Annotated in this window: 17 protein-coding genes; 6 read left to right on the top strand and 11 right to left on the bottom strand. The window is 69.8% G+C overall.

The genetic code is table 11. From position 1 onward, the window contains the following. Positions 1-219 (bottom strand): hypothetical protein (locus AC5L3X_RS36730; RefSeq protein ID WP_494863221.1); only part of this gene is annotated, 219 nt, incomplete at its 3' end. 613 nt (positions 220-832) lie between these two features. Between AC5L3X_RS36730 and AC5L3X_RS36725 the strand changes: the two genes are divergently transcribed. From AC5L3X_RS36725 to AC5L3X_RS36715, 3 genes are read left to right on the top strand one after another with little or no spacing between them, the layout of a single operon-like run. Continuing rightward, complete coding sequence (locus AC5L3X_RS36725; protein WP_494863219.1) at positions 833-1912, top strand: NAD(P)H-dependent amine dehydrogenase family protein; 1080 nt, start codon at positions 833-835, stop codon at positions 1910-1912. Then, on the top strand, positions 1909-2388 hold the full coding sequence (locus AC5L3X_RS36720; protein ID WP_494863218.1) for a carboxymuconolactone decarboxylase family protein: 480 nt from the start codon (positions 1909-1911) through the stop codon (positions 2386-2388). Before AC5L3X_RS36725 ends, AC5L3X_RS36720 begins: the two co-directional genes overlap by 4 nt. A 31-nt stretch (positions 2389-2419) precedes the next feature. Further along, the gene (locus tag AC5L3X_RS36715; RefSeq protein ID WP_494863216.1) at positions 2420-4042 is read left to right on the top strand and encodes a GMC oxidoreductase; all 1623 of its coding nucleotides are present in this window, start codon (positions 2420-2422) and stop codon (positions 4040-4042) included. Between the two features lie 109 nt (positions 4043-4151). Here the strand turns inward: AC5L3X_RS36715 and AC5L3X_RS36710 are convergent, their stop codons facing one another. From AC5L3X_RS36710 to AC5L3X_RS36665, 10 genes are all read right to left on the bottom strand, one after another. Beyond that, the gene (locus tag AC5L3X_RS36710; protein WP_494863215.1) at positions 4152-4766 is read right to left on the bottom strand and encodes a hypothetical protein; all 615 of its coding nucleotides are present in this window, start codon (positions 4764-4766) and stop codon (positions 4152-4154) included. A gap of 23 nt (positions 4767-4789) precedes the next feature. After that, complete coding sequence (locus AC5L3X_RS36705; protein WP_494863214.1) at positions 4790-5173, bottom strand: hypothetical protein; 384 nt, start codon at positions 5171-5173, stop codon at positions 4790-4792. A gap of 569 nt (positions 5174-5742) precedes the next feature. Beyond that, the gene (clpB, locus tag AC5L3X_RS36700) at positions 5743-8346 is read right to left on the bottom strand and encodes an ATP-dependent chaperone ClpB (RefSeq protein WP_494863213.1); all 2604 of its coding nucleotides are present in this window, start codon (positions 8344-8346) and stop codon (positions 5743-5745) included. Positions 8347-8372: 26 nt separating this feature from the next. Beyond that, positions 8373-8666, bottom strand: coding sequence for a chaperone modulator CbpM (locus AC5L3X_RS36695; protein ID WP_189124341.1), 294 nt, complete (start codon positions 8664-8666; stop codon positions 8373-8375). Further along, positions 8663-9613 carry a DnaJ C-terminal domain-containing protein gene (locus AC5L3X_RS36690; RefSeq protein ID WP_494863211.1) on the bottom strand — a complete coding sequence of 317 codons (951 nt, stop codon included), beginning with the start codon at positions 9611-9613 and terminating at the stop codon, positions 8663-8665. Before AC5L3X_RS36690 ends, AC5L3X_RS36695 begins: the two co-directional genes overlap by 4 nt. Beyond that, entirely contained in the window at positions 9613-10260 is a 648-nt protein-coding gene (locus tag AC5L3X_RS36685) for a nucleotide exchange factor GrpE (protein WP_494863210.1), read from the bottom strand. Before AC5L3X_RS36685 ends, AC5L3X_RS36690 begins: the two co-directional genes overlap by 1 nt. Before the next feature lie 6 nt (positions 10261-10266). Further along, positions 10267-12150, bottom strand: coding sequence for a molecular chaperone DnaK (gene dnaK / locus AC5L3X_RS36680; protein ID WP_494863209.1), 1884 nt, complete (start codon positions 12148-12150; stop codon positions 10267-10269). 71 nt (positions 12151-12221) lie between these two features. Beyond that, a complete protein-coding gene (locus AC5L3X_RS36675; RefSeq protein WP_494863207.1) occupies positions 12222-12695 on the bottom strand; it encodes a YflT domain-containing protein in 474 nt (157 codons plus the stop codon). 19 nt (positions 12696-12714) lie between these two features. Then, on the bottom strand, positions 12715-13161 hold the full coding sequence (locus AC5L3X_RS36670) for an Hsp20/alpha crystallin family protein (RefSeq protein ID WP_189124346.1): 447 nt from the start codon (positions 13159-13161) through the stop codon (positions 12715-12717). Positions 13162-13285: 124 nt separating this feature from the next. Continuing rightward, positions 13286-15922: an AAA family ATPase gene (locus tag AC5L3X_RS36665; protein WP_494863205.1), complete on the bottom strand. Its 2637-nt coding sequence runs from the start codon at positions 15920-15922 to the stop codon at positions 13286-13288. Positions 15923-16081: 159 nt separating this feature from the next. Here AC5L3X_RS36665 and AC5L3X_RS36660 point away from each other — a divergent pair, with 159 nt between their 5' ends. Genes AC5L3X_RS36660 through AC5L3X_RS36650 form a run of 3 tightly spaced genes read left to right on the top strand, consistent with a single transcriptional unit; the run spans position 16082 to position 17971 of the window. After that, positions 16082-16612, top strand: a complete 531-nt coding sequence (locus AC5L3X_RS36660; RefSeq protein ID WP_494863203.1) for an inorganic diphosphatase — start codon at positions 16082-16084, stop codon at positions 16610-16612. Between the two features lie 43 nt (positions 16613-16655). Next, positions 16656-17243: an ArsR/SmtB family transcription factor gene (locus AC5L3X_RS36655; RefSeq protein ID WP_494863201.1), complete on the top strand. Its 588-nt coding sequence runs from the start codon at positions 16656-16658 to the stop codon at positions 17241-17243. Beyond that, a complete protein-coding gene (locus AC5L3X_RS36650) occupies positions 17240-17971 on the top strand; it encodes an SRPBCC family protein (protein WP_494863199.1) in 732 nt (243 codons plus the stop codon). The genes AC5L3X_RS36655 and AC5L3X_RS36650 overlap by 4 nt, the downstream gene beginning before the upstream one ends. The last annotated feature ends 48 nt before the right edge of the window (positions 17972-18019 follow it).

The raw sequence follows: 18019 nt of genomic DNA, 5'->3' as shown, positions 1-18019 counted from the left end.
GGATTCCGCCAGAAACTCACGCCGGCCCGGCACCACGTCGTCCCAGCTCACACAGCAAATGGCGGCTGCCGTACTAGCGCCCTCTAGAAAGACGGGATGTCCCACACCGAGCACTTCCAGAGAGTGCCCACTTAAATCGCCCGCCACATCAGAGATTCGTTCTGATGCATCGCGGAGGGTTTTAGGAGTTGCCTGCATCTTCTCAGAGTCAGTAGACATTCAGTGCTCTCCATGTTCAGCGGGCCGGAAATTCAGCGGCAGCGATTCGCCCAGGTCGGTCACCTACTGCTCTCGGGGCGGTCTGTCGAGCACACCCCGGAGCCCTCATCCGCTGCTCGTATATCACGTCGGCCTCGTCCAGCCTTTGCTGCAGGCGCTCCTCGGCCGTACGTACCTCCTACCTACGCACGCTCGGCCTTCGCCTGGGCGAGTTGGCGGAACCAATCCGGCCGAGCGGGCCGCATCGCGTCGCGGACCAGCTCAGCGACCGGCTAGGAGCCCCGCGCAACACGCGAGGGTCTATCTTGATGGGCTCGACCAGTCCGTTCCACCGATCGTGACCGAGACGCTCTCGTCGTCCGACATTCCGCGACCGGACAACGGAGGCGGACTCACACCATGCGGGAAGGCTCTGCCTTCCCGCATGGCCTGCTTCGGTCGGGCGATGATCGTTCATCTCTGCTCCGATATGGGATTGCGTCCGTAGAGCCTGGTGGAGACAGGGTCAGCCAGCAGTGGCGAGAATAGCTGGATTGATCTTCGCGTGGTAGAGCACCGCAAACTTCGCAAACCCCCGCTATACACCTAACCAAGCGCTTGTTACGCTCCGGCCATGGTCACCACGATCGTCTGGGGCACCGGCAACGTCGGCCGCGCCGCCATCCGCGCCGTCGAGGCCCATCCGGCACTGGAACTCACCGCCGTACTCGTGCACGACCCCGGCAAGACAGGCCGCGACGCCGGCGAGCTCGGCGGCCTCGGCCACGATCTGGGAGTCGCGGCCACCGGCGACGTCGACGCGGTGCTGGCCACCGGTCCTCGCGCCGTGGTGTACGCCGCGTCCGGCGACATCCGTCCCGACGAGGCCCTGGCCGACGTCGTCCGGGCCATCCGCGCCGGCGCCGTCGTCGTCACCCCCGCCCTGTACGCCCTCTACGACCATCGCGGCGCCCCGCCCGAGCTGCGCGACCAGGTGCTCGACGCGATCGCCGACGGCGGCGGCTCGCTGTTCGTCTCCGGCGTGGACCCTGGCTGGGGCAACGACGTGCTGCCGCTGCTGATCAGCGGGCTCGGCGCCACGGTGGACGTGATCCGCTGCCAGGAGATCTTCGACTACTCCGCCTACGACCAGCCCGACTCGGTCCGCTACCTGGTCGGCATGGGCCAGCCGATGGACTACGAGCCGCCGATGCTCGCGCCGACGGTCCCGACCATGGTGTGGGGCGGCCAGGTGCGCCTGATGGCCAGGGCCCTCGGCGTCGAGCTCGACGAGATCCGCGAGACCCTCGACCGGCGCCCGCTCGACTCCACGGTGAGCACCCTGTCGATGGGCGAGTTCGAGGCCGGCACCCAGGGCGCGGTGCGCTTCGAGGTGCAGGGCGTCGTCGAGGGCGAGCCCCGCATCGTGATCGAGCACGTCACCCGCATCCACCCGTCCTGCGCGCCCGACTGGCCGACGCCGCCCGACGGCGACGGGGCGCACCGGGTGATCATCGAGGGCTGCCCGCGCATCGAGGTCACGGTCGAGGCCACCGACGAGGACGGCAACCGGGCGGCGGGCGGCAACGCCACCGCGGCGGGCCGGCTGGTGAACGCCATCGACTGGCTCGTGGACGCGGAACCAGGGCTCTACGACGCGCTCGACGTCCCCCTGCGCCCCGCCGTCGGCAGGCTCGGAAGGAAGCACGCGTGAACATCGACGTCCCCGAGGGCCAGGACCCGATCGCGTACGTGTGGGGGGAAATGGTCCCCGGCATCGGCCTCGCCGCCTCGAAGTTCTCCCTGTCGGTCTACACCCACACGACCCTCGGCCTGCGCGAGTTCGAGGCGGCGCGGCTGCGGATCGCGCAGATCAACGGGTGCGCCTTCTGCCTCGACTGGCGGACCGAAAGGGACGGGCAGCGGGTCGAGGAGGAGTTCGCCGACGCGGTGACCGACTGGCGCACCACCTCCGCGTTCGACGACCGCACGAGACTGGCCGCCGAGTACGCCGAGCGGTACGCGCTGGACCACCACGGCCTCGACGACGAGTTCTGGGCCCGGATGACCGCCTGCTACAGCCAGGTCGAGATCGTCGAGCTGAGCATGAGCATCGGCTCCTGGCTGGCGTTCGGCCGGCTCAACCACGTACTCGGCCTCGACACCGCCTGCAAGCTGCCCACCAGGTAGAACCCGTCATGTCTTAGGAGAGTGAGGACCGATGAGCGGCACCGTCCCTGGCTCCAACAGCGTCTCGCGTCGTGGGTTCATCGCCGGCACCGGCTCCGTCCTGGGGCTCGCGGCTCTGTCGGGCCGCGCCACCCCGGCCAGGGCCGCCGCCGGTCCGATCGCCGACGGGGCGCGCGTCCCCGCCCTGGTGATCGGCACCGGGTACGGCGGCTCCGTCGCCGCCCTGCGCCTGGCCCAGGCCGGCGTCCACGTGCACCTGATCGAGATGGGCATGGCCTGGGACACGCCCGGCTCCGACGGCAAGATCTTCTGCAACACGCTGGAGCCGGACCACCGCTCCTACTGGCTGCGCACCCGGACCAAGGCGCCCCTGAACTACTTCCTCGGCTTCCCGATCGACCGGGACATCTCCCGCTACACCGGCATCCTGGACGCCGAGGACTTCAGTGGCATCACGGTCTACCAGGGCCGTGGGGTCGGCGGCGGCTCGCTGGTCAACGGTGGCATGGCGGTCACGCCCAAGCGCGAGAACTTCGCCGCCATTCTCCCGTCGGTGAACGCCGACGAGATGTACAACGTCTACTACCCGCGCGCCAACGCCGGCCTCGGCGTCGGCTCCATCGACCCGGCCTGGTTCGACACCACGGCCTGCTACCAGTACTCCCGCGTCGGACGCAAGCACGCCCAGCGCTCCGGCTTCCCGTTCGTCTTCGTGCCCGACGTGTACGACTGGGACTACATGAAGCAGGAGGCGGCCGGCACCGTCACCAAGTCGGCGCTGGCCGGCGAGATCCTCTACGGCAACAACCACGGCAAGAAGTCCCTGCAGAAGACCTACCTCGCCCAGGCCAGGGCCACCGGCAGGGTCACCGTCTCGGCCCTGCACCAGGTCACCTCGGTCGCTCCGGCGTCGGGCGGCGGCTACACGGTCGTCATCGCCCAGCTCAACACCAGCGGCGACACCACGGCCACCAAGACCGTGACCGCGGACCGGGTGTTCTTCGCCGCCGGCAGCGTTGGCACCAGCAAGCTGCTGGTCAAGCTGAAGGCCACCGGCGCCCTGCCCAACCTGAACGGCGAGATCGGCAAGGGCTGGGGCGACAACGGCAACGTGATGTGCGGCCGGGCCAACCACCTGTGGGACCCGACCGGCAGTCTCCAGTCGACCATTCCCTGCTCCGGCATCGACAACTGGGCCGCGGGCGGCGCGTTCGCCGAGGTCGCGCCGCTGCCCACCGGCATCGAGACGTTCGCCTCGTTCTACCTGTCGATCACCAGGAATCCGAACCGGGCCCAGTTCTCCTGGAACGCGGCGACGGGCCGGGTCGACCTCAACTGGCAGACCGCCTGGAAGCAGCCGGCCATCACCATGGCCAAGACGATCTTCGACAAGATCAACTCCAAGGAGGGGACGGTCTACCGGTCCGACCTCTTCGGCGCGTACAAGATCTGGGGCGACCACCTCACCTACCACCCGCTCGGCGGCGCGGTGCTGAACAAGGCCACCGACAACTACGGCCGCCTCACCGCCTACCCCGGCCTGTACGTCATCGACGGCTCGCTGATCCCCGGCAACACCAGCGTCAACCCGTTCGTCACCATCACGGCCCTGGCCGAGCGGAACATCGAGCGGATCATCGCCACCGACCTGTGACGCGAAGCGCGTGTTTCGTACACCTTCCCTCCGGGACAGCCTCGCCGAACTCCTGGCGGCAGGGCCGGGCATGGCGACTCCACCAGCCTTCTCACCTGGCACCGGCCGGTCACGTGTCGAATCCAAGCCCCTTCGGGATGGGCTTGGCGATTTGCTCTAAGGTTTCCCTTATAAGAGCAGCCACCTTCACCCTCTTATCCACGTTGTTCTCGATGGTCTCGCGGAGGGCGCCGACCTCCTTATCGAATCCACGAATGAGTTCTCTAGCGTTTCTATCTTCTTCTTCACCGCCACGATCGGTGAAGAATCTCCAGACCCGCCACCCTCTCTCGTTGTCATCCAGCGATTCCTTGAGCACCTCGAGCATGTCCAAGACGGTCCTCTTGTACTCGTATATTTCGTCGCAGCTCCCAGCTGCCAGTGAAGCGATTCTATCGTACGCACGTACGATCGTCTCAGCGGTGCGACGGGGAGTGGTATCCCAGTAATCCAGGACGGCGTTGACCGCCGGCCCTATCTGTTCGGATCCTATGGATTCAACCGAGCTCGTAATGTCAGAAGGATGCCTAACACCAGATTCTCCTGCGATCTCCTGCAGGATGCTCTCTTTGGGAAAGGGCAGGTGATAATGCCAGTACACCTTTTGCCACAGTTCCTCGTTGTCAGCCGGCCACTTGAATTCCATCGCGCCGGCAGCCCTCCAACGTGTGACGAGGTTGGCCAACTCAGGACGGTCCGTAAGCGTTATCACCATTTCCCCTTGTCAGTCCAATCGAGAGCCTTCTCGAGGTTTCCGAATTTTTCAATCAAATTGTCATCCTCGACAAGGGCGATGTTTTTGGACATTTTCATGAGTCCGACGGAGGCGTAATGCATCTGCTTGGTAAGGTTGTCGAGTGTCTGTTGCATCACCGGAACCATCTCATGGAAAGCGGTGGCTATTTTCTGATCAACCAACTCCTCATGATGCTCGGGAGCGGCCTGCCCGAGAGTGGGGTCTCCCAGTTTGGCATCGTCTCGCTTTCTTTCAATCAGAGGCACCGCATCAGAGATATCCTGCGATGCACCTTTCAAGACTTTGGGAACCCATAAAATCTGGTCGCCGGTCAAGTGATGAGAGTCCTCGGCCATTCAATGCTCTCCTTGTTCGAGAGTTGACACTTCCGTGGCCACTCCACGAGATAGATGACCACACGGGAATCTCTTTCGCTGCCCCCGACGAGCCCGTCGCCGCCGATTGTCACCTGGACGCTCTCGTCGTCCGGCGCCCATGGCCCGACCATACAGACCCGGACTTACGCCATTCGGGGAGGATCCGCCGTCCGGGACGATCCGTTTCGGACGAGCGACGATCGTTCACCTGCGGCTCCGATGCAAGAGATGGCTCCGGGCGGGCGAATGCCAGTCAGCCCGCAGGAGGAGAATAGTTCGGATTGATCTCCGGTCGGTAGACCCGTCCAGTGATCCGGGCGTCCGCCGAGCACGGCCGCGACCATCGCATCGTCGTCGCCGTCCACCCGAGCACGGAGGAAAACCGATGACGCCCCCGTCCAAGCTGAGCCAGGAGATCGAGCTCAACACCCCCCAGCAGGTCGGGGACGCGATCGCGAGCACGGATGCCCCCGACGGGCGGCCTGAGCGGCGCAGCGGATGTCGCCTGACCTCGCCGGAGACGGCCGGGGGAAAGCCGCGTGGCGAGCTCAGCTCTCCGGCTCGTGGAAGACGACGCTCAGCTCGCCCTGGTCGGCGTCGACCGTGATGACCGAGCCGTCCGGGACGTCACCGGCGAGCAGGGCGCGCCCGATCCTCGTCTCGACCTCGCGGGAGATGAAGCGGCGCAGCGGCCGGGCGCCGTAGACCGGGTCGTACCCCTCGGTGGCGATGAGGCGGCGTGCCTCCTCGGTGACCTCCAGGGTCAGCCGCCGGTCCGCCAGCCGCTTCCTGATGTCGGTGAACATCAGCTCGACGATCCGCTCGATCTCGGCCTCCGTCAGCGGCTTGAACAGCACTATGTCGTCGACCCGGTTGAGGAACTCCGGCCGGAAGTGCCGGCGCAGCTCGCCCATCACCAGCTCGCGCCCCTCGGGCTTGATCTCGCCGTCGGGGGTGACCTCGTCGAGGAGGTACTGCGAGCCGATGTTGGAGGTCATGATGACCACCGTGTTGCGGAAGTCGACCGTACGGCCCTGCGCGTCGGTCAGCCGCCCGTCGTCGAGGACCTGCAGCAGCGTGTTGAACACGTCCGCGTGCGCCTTCTCGATCTCGTCGAACAGCACCACCGAGTACGGCTTGCGCCGCACCGCCTCGGTGAGCTGACCGCCCTCCTCGTAGCCGATGTAGCCGGGCGGGGCGCCCATGAGGCGGCTGACCGTGTGGCGCTCCTGGTACTCGCTCATGTCGATGCGGACCATGTTCTCCTCGGTGTCGAACAGCGCCGCCGCGAGGGCCTTGGCCAGCTCGGTCTTGCCCACCCCGGTCGGGCCGAGGAAGAGGAACGAGCCGATCGGGCGCCGGGGATCCTTGATGCCGGAGCGGGCCCGGATGACGGCGTCGGCCACGAGCCGCACGGCCTCGTCCTGCCCGATGACCCGCTCGTGCAGGATCTGGTCCAGCCGCAGCAGCTTCTCCCGCTCGCCCTCCTGCAGGCGGCTCACCGGGATGCCGGTCCAGCGGGAGACGATGGCCGCGATCTCCTCCTCGGTCACCACCTCGCGCAGCAGCCGGTGCCCGTGCTGCCGGGTGCCCAGCCGTTCCTCCTCGGCCCGGAGCCGGCGTTCCAGCTCGGGCAGCCTGCCGTGGCGCAGCTCGGCGGCCCGGTTGAGGTCGTAGGCACGTTCGGCCTGCTCGGCCTCCCTGCGTACGTGCTCCAGCTCCTCCCGCAGGACCTGCACCTTGCGCAGGGCCGAGCGCTCGGCCTCCCACTGCGCCCGCATCGCGTCGGCCTCGGCGCGCAGGCCGGTCAGCTCCTTACGCAGGTCGGCGAGCCGGGCCTGGCTCGCGGGCTCCTCCTCCTTGGCCAGCGCGGCCTCCTCGATCTCCAGCCGCCGTACGCGCCGGGTCAGCTCGTCCAGCTCGGCGGGCATGGAGTCGATCTCGGTCCGGATCATCGCGCACGCCTCGTCGACCAGGTCGATCGCCTTGTCCGGGAGGAACCGGTCGGCGATGTAGCGGTGGCTCAGCGTCACCGCGGCGACGAGCGCGCTGTCCTGGATCTTGACGCCGTGGAAGACCTCCAGCCGCTCGCGCAGCCCCCGCAGGATCGAGATGGCGTCCTCGACCGACGGCTCCTCGACGAGCACCGGCTGGAACCTGCGCTCCAGGGCCGCGTCCTTCTCGATGTGCTGGCGGTACTCCTGGATCGTGGTCGCGCCGATCATGTGCAGCTCGCCGCGCGCGAGCATCGGCTTGAGCATGTTGCCGGCGTCCATGGCCCCCTCGGCCGCGCCGGCTCCGACCACCGTGTGCAGCTCGTCGACGAACAGCAGGATCTGTCCCGCCGCCGCCTTCACCTCGTTCAGCACGGCCTTCAGCCGCTCCTCGAACTCCCCGCGGTACTTGGCCCCGGCCACCAGCGAGCCCATGTCGAGACTGAAGATGGTCTTGTCCCGGAGCCCCTCGGGAACGTCACCGCGGACGATCCGCTGGGCGAGCCCTTCGACGATGGCGGTCTTGCCGACGCCGGGGTCGCCGATCAGCACCGGGTTGTTCTTGGTCTTGCGGGAGAGGATCTGGATCACCCGCCGGATCTCGGTGTCGCGTCCGACAACCGGGTCGAGCTTGTCCGCGCGGGCCTCGGCGACCAGGTCGCGCCCGTACTTCTCCAGAGCCTCGTAGGCCACCTCGGGCATGGCCGAGGTGACCCGCTGGTGGCCGCGGACGGCGGTGAGCGCCTGCAGGAACCGGTCCCTGGTCAGCCCCTGACCGTGCAGCAGTCGTCCCGCCGCGGTCCCGTCCCCTTCCTCGATCAGGGCCAGCAGCAGGTGCTCGACCGAGACGTACTCGTCCTTGAGCCGTTTCGCCTCCCGGTCCGCGGTGTCGAGCAGCCGGGACAGGCGCTGCGTGATGAAGACCTGGCCGGGTTCGGCGCCCGGCCCGCTGACCCGGGGCCGGCGTGACAGCTCCCCCTCCAGCTCGGTGCGGAGACCTTTCAGGTCGGCTCCCGTCTGCTCGATCAGCCGGGAGGCGAGCCCTTCCTGCTGTTCGAGCAGGGCCAGCAGGAGGTGCTCGCCGTCGACCTCGGTGTGCCCGTAGCGCAGGGCCTTGGTCTGGGCGTCGTGCAGCGCCTCCTGGGACTTCTGCGTCAACCGGTTCGGATCCACTGCAAATCCCCCTAGTGTCGTGGTGCGGCGTTCCGCAGGGCGGCCTCCAGCCTGTCGATGCGGTCGAGCAGGTCGATCACCAGGCCGATCGCGGCATAGTTGATCGACAGGCCGTCGTGCAGCCTCCGGATCCGCGCGGCCACCGCCACCTGCGTCGGAGAGAAGCACAGCTCTCCCCTGGCGTCCCGGACCGGTTCGAGCAGCCCCAGCGCCACCAGGCGGCGCACGATCTCCGGGTGCAGCCCGGTGGCACGCGCGTAGGAGTTCAGGTCCAGCCGTACCGGCCGGACGAGCGCGTAGGTCATGAACGCCTCCTCGGGTCGAACCGTGACGCGGCGGCGAGCTGCTCGAACAGGCGCCGCTCCTCGTCGGTGGGCCGCTGCGGCACCATGATCCGCACCTCGGCGAAGAGGTCACCGGCGGCGCCGCGCGGGTTGGGCATGCCGCGCCCGCGAAGCCGCAGGCGGCGGCCGGTCGAGGAGCCCGGAGGCACCTTCACCTTGGCCTCGCCGCCCGGCGTGTCGACGGCCACCGTGGCGCCCAGCGCCGCCTCCCACGGCGCGAGCGGCAGGGGGGTGTGGATGTCGCGGCCCTCCACGCGGTAGCGGGCATGATCGGCGATCCGCACGATCAGGTAGAGGTCGCCCGGACTGCCTCCCTCGGTGCCCTGACCGCCCTGGCCGGCGAGCCTGATGCGCTGGCCGTTCGTGACCCCGGCCGGGATCGTGACGTCCAGCCGCCGCCCCGCGGACAGCGTGATCGCGCGCCGCCCGCCGCGATAGGCCTCCTCCACCGTGAGCGGCAGCTCCGCCTCCTGGTCGGCTCCGGGCACCGGCCCCCAGCGCCGCCGGCCGCGTCCGCCGAACATGCCGCCGAGCAGATCCTCCAGGTCGACGTCGACGCCCTCCGCCCCGCCGAAGCCGAAGTCCTCGGCGCGGGCCGAGCGTCGCGGCCCGCCGGCGCCCGCCCGCGCGCCCGCTCCCGCCCGGGCGCGCGCCCACTGCTCGGGATCCACATCGGGCGGCACCTGGCGGAAGTCGTGCCCGAACGCGTCGTACCGGCGGCGCGTCTCGGGATCGGACAGCACGGAGTACGCCTCGGAGACCTCCTTGAACGTGTCCTCCGCACCGGGATCCTTGTTGACGTCGGGATGGTAGGAGCGCACGAGCTTGCGGTAGGCCCGCTGGATCTCGTCCTGGTCGGCGTTCCGGCCCACGCCCAGCACCTCGTAGAAATCCCGCCGTGGGGCCATCAGTCCGCCTTTTTCGCGACCACCACGACCGCGGGGCGCAACTGCCGCCGGCCGTCGCCGTAGCCGGGCCGCACCACCTGCACGACGGTGCCCGGCTCGACGTCCGGCCGCGCGATGGTCGCCATCGCGTCGTGATGGGCCGGATCGAACGGCACGCCGGTCTCGTCGTGCCGGGTGTAGCCGAGGCGGGCCAGCACGGCGACGGCCTGGTCACGCACCGCGCGGATCCCGTCCACGATCGGAGCCGCGCCACCCTCCTCGTCGCCGGCCGCGTGGCTCAGCGCGAGCTCCAGATTGTCCAGCACGGGCAGCCACTCGGCGGCCACCCTGTCCTGCTCCTCGGCCCGCAGCCGCTCGGCGTCACGGGCGAAGCGCTTGCGGAGGTTGTCCAGGTCGGCGACGGCGCGCAGCCACCGGTCCTCCAGCTCCGCGACCTTGGCGTCCGTCTCCGTCCGGACGTCCTCAGTCCCGGCGTCCTCACTCCGGGCGTCCTCACTCCGGGCGCCCTCACTCCGGGCGCCCTCCGTCCGAACGTCCTCAGGCCGGGCGGTCGCGGCTTCCCGGGGCTCTTCCTCGGGCCGCGCGCGCCGCTCAGGGCCACCGCCCGGCCGGCCGGCGGTTCCCGGTCTGTCCTCGTGACCGTTCATGTCGCGTCAGGTCTCGGAGTCCGAAGAGGTGAACTCGGCGTCGATCACGTCGTCACCGCCTGGCGCGGCACCCGGTTGAGCCCCCTCACGCGGGCCGGCGGCCGTGGCCCCGAGGCCGTGGTACACCTGCTGGAGCTCGCCGCTGAGCGAGCGCAGCCGGTCGATCGGCGCCTCCTCCTTGATCGCCTGCCGGGCGTCCGCGACGAGCTGCTCGGCCCGCGCCTTCTCGTGCACGGCCACCGTGTCGCCAAGCTCCCGCAGTCGGCGTTCCACCTGGTAGGCGACCGAGTCGAGCTCGTTGCGCGCGTCGACCGCCTCCCGGAGCCGGACGTCCTCGGTGCGGTGGTGCTCGGCGTCCGCGACCATCCGCTCGATCTCCGACTTGTCCAGGTTGGAGCTCTCGCTGATGGTGATCCGCTGCTCCGCGCCGGTGTCCTTGTCGCGGGCGGTCACGTTGAGGATGCCGTTGGCGTCGATGTCGAACGTGACCTCGATCTGCGGCGTTCCACGCGGCGCCGGGCGGATGTTCTCCAGCCGGAAGCGACCGAGCACCCGGTTGTCGGCCGCGCGGTCCCGCTCCCCTTGCAGGATCACGATGTCGACGGCGTTCTGGTCGTCCTCGGCCGTGCTGAAGGTCTCGGCCCGGCGGGCCGGGATCGTGGTGTTGCGTTCGATGACCTTGGTCATGAGGCCGCCGAGGGTCTCGACGCCCAGCGAGAGGGGCGTGACGTCGAGCAGCACGACGTCCTCGACCTCGCCCTTGATGATGCCCGCCTGAGCGGCGGCGCCGATGGCCACCACCTCGTCCGGGTTCACCGTCATGTTGGGGTCCTTGCCGCCGGTGAGCCTGCGCACGAGGCTCTGCACGGCCGGCATCCGGGTGGACCCGCCGACGAGGATCACCTCGTCGATGTCGGCCGGCCGGAGCTTGGCGTCCTCCATCGCCTGCTCGACGGGGTGGACGCAGCGTTCGACCAGGTCGGCGGTGATCTGCTCGAACGTGGACCGCATGAGCGTGGCGTTGAGGTGCTTCGGCCCCGAGGCGTCGGCCGTGATGAACGGCAGGCTGATCGTGGTCTGGGTCACCGCGGACAGCTCCGTCTTGGCCTTCTCCGCCGCCTCGAAGAGGCGTTGCAGGGCCTGCGGGTCGCGCCGCAGGTCGATGCCCTGTTCGCGCTGGAACTCGTCGGCCAGGTGGTCGACGATCCTGCGGTCGAAGTCGTCGCCGCCGAGATGCCCGTCGCCGGACGTGGAGCGGACCTCGATGACCCCCTCGCCGATGTCCAGGATGCTGACGTCGAACGTGCCACCGCCCAGGTCGAAGACCAGCACGGTCTCGTTCCCCTTCTTCTCCAGCCCGTAGGCCAGCGCGGCGGCGGTCGGCTCGTTGATGATCCGGAGGACCTCCAGCCCGGCGATGCGCCCCGCGTCCTTGGTCGCCTGGCGCTGGGCGTCGTTGAAGTACGCGGGGACGGTGATGACCGCCTCGGTCACCTTCTCGCCGAGGTACTTGGCCGCGTCGGAGGCGAGCTTGCGCAGCACGAGGGCCGAGACCTCCTCCGGCGCGTACTGCTTGTCGCCGACCTGGAAGCGGACGGCCCCGTCCGGCCCCTCCACCACGTCGAAGGAGACGGCGTTGAGCTCGCTCGAAACCTCGTCGTACCGGCGGCCGATGAAACGCTTGGCGGAGTAGATGGTCCCCTTCGGGTTGAGGATGGCCTGACGGCGGGCGAGCTGGCCGACCAGCCGCTCGCCCTGGTCGGTGAACGCCACCACCGACGGCGTCGTCCGGGAGCCCTCCGCGTTGGGAATGACCTTGGGCTCACCGTCCTCCGTGGCGGCGATCACCGAGTTGGTGGTGCCGAGATCGATGCCGACTGCTTTCGCCATTGCTCGCTCCCCCTTGGCGGCCTGGCCCCTCGTCTCACCGGCCGCTCGTCTTCGCTAGCCGCTCGTCTTCGCTAGCCGCTCAACTTGCCGAGCACTTCATGGGCTCTGGCCGCGTGCTCGGACTCGACGAGAACCTCGTACTTGTCGGCGACCAGGCTGCTCCGCGAGACGAAGTCCCGCCGGCCGCCCTGCACGGCGTGCGAGATCAGGCCGTAGATCGCTCCGGCGACGATGCCCCACACCAGCCCCCACAGCACCAGACCGGCCATGGAGCCGACGGTGGGCGCGAAGATCCCCAGGAACAGGCCGATGAGCAGCCCGAACCAGGCTCCGCCCGCGGCGCCCATCCCGATCGCGCGCAGGTATGTCATGCGCGCGACCACCTGCTCCACCAGATGCAGACCCGCTCCCACGATCAGCGTCCCCTTCACCGGGAACTGCTGGTCCGACAGGTGGTCAACGGCCCTCTGCGCTTCCTCGTACGTCCTGTAACTGGCTATCGGCACCCGGTTGGCGGTGACGGGACCAGACCCGGCGACGGACATGGCTCCTCCTTTGCCGCCCTCAGGCGGAGATCTCGATGTGCCGGGGCTTGGCGGCCTCCGCCTTGGGGATGGTGAGGGTCAGCACGCCGTCGTGCAGGCGCGCGTCGACCCGTTCGTCGTCGACGTCGCCCGGGAGCAGGGTGCGCAGCTCGAACCTGCCGGTCCTGCGCGTCTTGCGGTGCCTGCGCTCGTGCTCGCGCTCCTCGATCTGCCCGCTGACGATCAGCTCACGTTCGGAGAGCTGGACGTCGATCTGGTCCTTGCTCACGCCTGGAACGTCGACCTCGACGACGAACGAGTTCTCGGTCTCCGAGACGTCCGCCATGGGAATCCACGGGCCCATGACTCCGCCCTCGGTCTCTCCCAGGGCCGCGCTCATGAGCTGGCCCAGCCGGTCGTACACGTCCTCGAACTCGCGGGAGGGAAGCGTCTCGCCGCCCCTGCGGCGCGTTACGAGCAGTGCCATGACAGCCTCCTTCGATGGACTTCGGTGCCCACGCTTTGAGACTTCTCCGAGGCTTTCACCGCCACATCCCCCAGATGGGTAGTACCGGTCCCGGCACCTGTCCGACAGCGGCGACGGCGGCGGTTCAGCCAGGTATCGCGGCCGACGGCGGCTCGGGGTCGATCCGCCCCTGTGTCACCGCGAGCCGGGCCAGCTCGACCCGGGAGTTGATGTGCAGTTTGCGGTAGACGTGCCTCAGGTGGAACGCGACCGTGTGCACGCTGATGAACATCTGCTCCGCCACCTGCCGGTTCGTCCATCCGTCCGCGACGAGCAACGAGACGTCGCGTTCGGTCTCGGTCAGGCTGTCCCAGCCGGAGACCGGCCGGTCGGCGTAGCTCCAGTGCCGGTGGCACACGCCCACGCCACGCAGCCTCTGCCGGACCCGCGCCGAGTCCCTGAGCGACCCGGTGTCGTAGTAGATCGCGAGCGCGCGGTCCAGGCTGCCGACGGCCTCCTCACGCCGTCCGGCCGCGACGAGCAGCACGCCGAGGTCCTCCGCGGCCGAGGCCCGTGCCCATACGTCCTCCGCTCGCTCGGCGGCCTGGGCGAGCGCGACGCGGTCGCCGTCGAGCAGCCCCCGGGCATGCGCGGCGGCGGCGACCAGCGCCGGGAACTCCGGGTTGGCACGGCTGAGGCCCTCCGCGGCGGCGACCACGGCCGCGGCGGCCGCGCGGTCGTCCACGGCGAGGGCGACACGTACCAGCCAGGCGCTCGCCGTGGGTTCCGTCATGAGCATCGAGCGGTGCCACCCGAGCGGGCCGGGGAACCTGGTGAGCATTGTCATCGCGCTCGATGGGCCGTCGCGCACCTCCGCGACCCGCGCCGACAGCAGAGCGTGGCGGGCACGGCCGTCGAGAGCCCCGCCGGGCATGGCGGTGACGTACCGCGCCGCCGCCCGCAGGTCGCCACGCCGCAGCGCGACGGTGGCGAGCACCGCCCCCGCCGCCGCCATGGAAAGGGGCGTGCGCAGCGCGGTTGCGAGATCCAGCGCCCGCTCCGCCTCGGTGACGGCGCCGTCCAGCCGGCCCGCGACCAGGTCGATCCGGGCCTGCAGCGCGGCGGCCTCCGCGGCCCAGGCCAGGTGACCACGGCCGGACATCTCGTCGCGCGCCTCCCGCAGGATCGCCGCCGCCTCGTCGAGCCGGTGAACCTCCGTGAGCATCGCGACGGAGACGAGACGGGACTCGTAGCGGTGCGCCGCCGTCTCGTTCGCGTCGGCCAGGCGACGGGCGTCTCCGGCGAGCCGCAACGCGCGGGAGAGCCGCCCCTTGTCCCATTCGGACGCCGCGAGCACGATCAGGGCTCCGACCGTGGCGGCCACGCCGTGCCGAAGGCCCCCTTCGAGGACCTGGTTCGCGTACGCCCGCGCCGCCCCTCCGTCCTGCGACAGGCCGGTCATGGCGTACAGACGCGCCAGGGTCGCCCGCTCGCGCACATGAGCGGGAAGCTCGGGTACGGCCAGCGCCCTCTCGGCCTCCCGGACGGCCTCGTCGATCCTGCCGGTCAGGTACATGATGTCCGACAGCGCGCAGCGCAACTCGGCCACGCCCTGCGCCGAGCCGTGGCCGTTGAGGCGCCCCCTGACCATCTGCTCGGCCTCGCGCAACCGGCCCGCCCCGATGGCCGTGTCGATGAAGGCGACGGTGTGGCCGGGACGGGGCACGGCCTGTGACCGGGTCGCCGGTTCGGGGCACATGAGCGTGCCGATCTGGTCCAGGAGCGCGTGCCGTACCGGTCGGGGGATCCAGCTGGTGACGACGTGCCTCACCAGCTCGTGGCGGAACGCGAGACCGTGCGCCGTGACCGCCAGGAGGCCCGCCGCCATGGTTTCCTCCACCGACGGGAGCAGCGCGGCCGGTGTGACGCCGAGCAGCGACGCGACCTGCTCGGGAGAGAACGCCCGGCCGAGCACGGCCGCCGTCTCGATCAGATTTCGGGCGTCCGGGCTCAGCGCGTCGATCCAGCGCCGCACCACCGTACGGACCCGGTCGGGAACGTGCGCGGACGGCAGGACGACCCGGTCGCCGGTGACCCGCAGGTGACCTTCCTCGCGGAGGCCGGCGACGAGTTCGGTGATGAGCAGCGGACTGCCACCGGCGGCGGCCACGATGGCCGGCGGCGCCGGGCCGAACGACACTCCCAGCAGGTCCCGAAGCAGCTCGGTCACCGCGTCCGGGGAGAGCGGGGAGAGGGCCACCCTGGCCGCTCCTTCCTGCTCCAGCAGGTCGAACAGGGTGGCGCTCCGGCCCTCGTCCGCGGCGGTCGAGCGGCTCAGCAGCCAGCCGACCGGTCGCGGAGCGAGCAGGCGGTGGAGCGCGCGCAGCGCCATCAGCGTCGCCGGATCCGCCCGGTGCAGGTCGTCGAGCACCGCCAGCATCGGTGTCGCGGCCCGTTCCTCGAAACCGGCCCGCAGGCGTTCCAGCGTCCGCGCCCGCGCGTCGAGCAGGGCGAACGGCTCGTCTTGCTCGGCTTGATCAGGCGGTAGCGGCAGGTCCAGCGCCTCGAACAGGACGCCACACGGGACCAGCTCGCCCAGCTCCTGCGGCCCGGCGCGGGCCACGCCGATGCCCCGCTCCGACGCGGCGGCGGCGGCTTCGGCGAGCAGCCGGGTCCGGCCGGCTCCGGGCTCGGCGTCCACCAGCAGCGTCCCGCCTCCGCCGCCCTCGACCGTCCGGAGCAGGTCGTCGACAGCGCGCCATTCCCGTGCGCGTCCTCGCATCTCGCGTCCCCCGAGGGTCCGCTTACCGGGGAGTGACCGGAGAATCCCATGCCCGTGGAGATCTTTCACGGACCTGAGCCCAGGTCGGCAGGGGTTTATCCGCCCCGGCTCCGAGCAGTGGGGTCGAGACGGACGCCGAAGGTCTGGGGAGATGGCGAGATGCGGTTCGACGTCATCGTGGAGACACCGAAAGGCTCGCGGAACAAGTACGAGATGGACACCGTGAAGCAGCGGATCCGGCTGGACCGGCTGCTGTTCACCGCCACCGCCTACCCATACGACTACGGTTTCCTGCCCGACACCCTGGCCGAGGACGGCGACCCGCTGGACGCGCTGGTGCTCGGCGAGGCGCCGACGTTCCCCGGATGCGTGATCCGAGCCCGCCCGATCGCGGTCTTCTGGATGCTCGACGAGCGGGGCCCGGACGCCAAGATCCTCTGCGTACCCGTGGGTGATCTCCGCTTCGACCACTACCGGGACATGGACGACGTGCCCGTGCACGTCAGAGCCGAGATCGGACACTTCTTCGGCGTCTACAAGGACCTGGAACCCGGAAAGTCGGCGAACGCGCGCGGCTGGGAGCGCCGGGAGTCCGCGGAGCGCCTGGTCGAGGAGGCCATCCTGCGGTTCGCGTCGCAGGCACCCGTGAGCGAACCGTCGCGGCCGGGGGACACCGCTACCGGCAACTAGGACTTTCTTGACAAAATTATTTATCGGTAATACCGTGCGAGACATGCAGGACATCGCCGTGATCGAGGACCCGGCAGCCGCCGAGATCTCACTGGACCCCATCCGGGCCCGGCTGCTGGCCGAGCTGAGCGAGCCCGCCTCCGCGACCATGCTGGCCGCCAAGGTCGGCCTGCCCCGGCAGAAGGTCAACTACCACCTGAAGACGCTGGAGGCGCACGGGCTCGTCGAGATGATCGAGGAGCGCCGCAAGGGCAACGTCAACGAGCGCATCCTGCGCGCCACCGCCACCTCCTACGTGATCTCCCCGGCCGCGCTGGCGGCGGTCGAGCCCGACCCGGCCCGCTCCCCCGACCAGCTGTCGGCGAACTGGCTGCTGGCCGTCGCGGCGCGGCTGGTCCGCGACGTCGGGGCGCTCATCACCGGCGCCACCCGGGCGCGCAAGCACCTGGCGACCTTCGCGATCGACGGCGAGGTGCGCTTCGCCTCGGCCGCCGACCGGGCCGCGTTCGCCCAGGAGCTCGCCGGAGCCGTCACGGCCCTGGTCTCCAAGTATCACGACGAGTCCGCCGAGCAGGGCCGCGACCACCGGATCGTCGTCGCCGTCCACCCGAGCACGAAGGAAAACCGATGACGCACCCGTTCAGCATGAGCCTGGAGATCGAGCTCAACGCCACCCCCGAGCAGGTCTGGGACGCGATCGCGACCGGGCCGGGCATCGACTCCTGGTTCATGGGACACACCGAGCTGGGCACCGCCGTGGGCGAGCCGGCCGCCCTGACCATGATGGGCCAGACCGAGCAGGCCACGATCACCGCCTACGAGCCGGGCACCCGCCTCGTGACCCGCGGCGCGGAGGCCCCCGACGGTCAGTTCATGGCCACCGAATACCTCATCGAGGGACGCGGCGGCGGCACGACCGTGCTGCGGGTCGTGCAGAGCGGCATCCTCGGCGACGACTGGGAGAGCGAGTTCGAGGCGCTGCGGGCCGGCTGGCCCATCTACCTGGAGACGCTCAAGCACTACCTCACGCACTTCACCGGCCGCGCCCCGTCGGTCACCACGGTCGTCCGGCCTGGGGCGGGCGGCCCGGACGCCATCTGGAAGACGGTCACGGACTCCCTGGGCGTCACGCCCGACGTGGCCGAGGGCGACGACGTCCACCTCCCGGACGACTCCGCCGGGGTCGTCTTCTACGCCAACCTGCCCGTCAACCTGGGCGTCCGGACCGGCGAGGGCCTCTACCGGTTCATCCACTCCGGCACCGACCGCGGCGACGCCCTCGTACTCAGCCACCAGAACTTCACCGGCCGCGACGAGCAGTCCTCCTGGGAGACATGGACGGCCGAACGCTTCGGCTGACCACCCCACATGCGCTTCACGAGCGGGCTGCCCGGCACCTCCGGCCGA

The organism is Nonomuraea sp. CX421 (assembly GCF_059358955.1).
The sequence above is the reverse complement of the archived record's forward strand: the minus strand, read 5'-3'. Positions and strand labels throughout refer to the sequence as shown.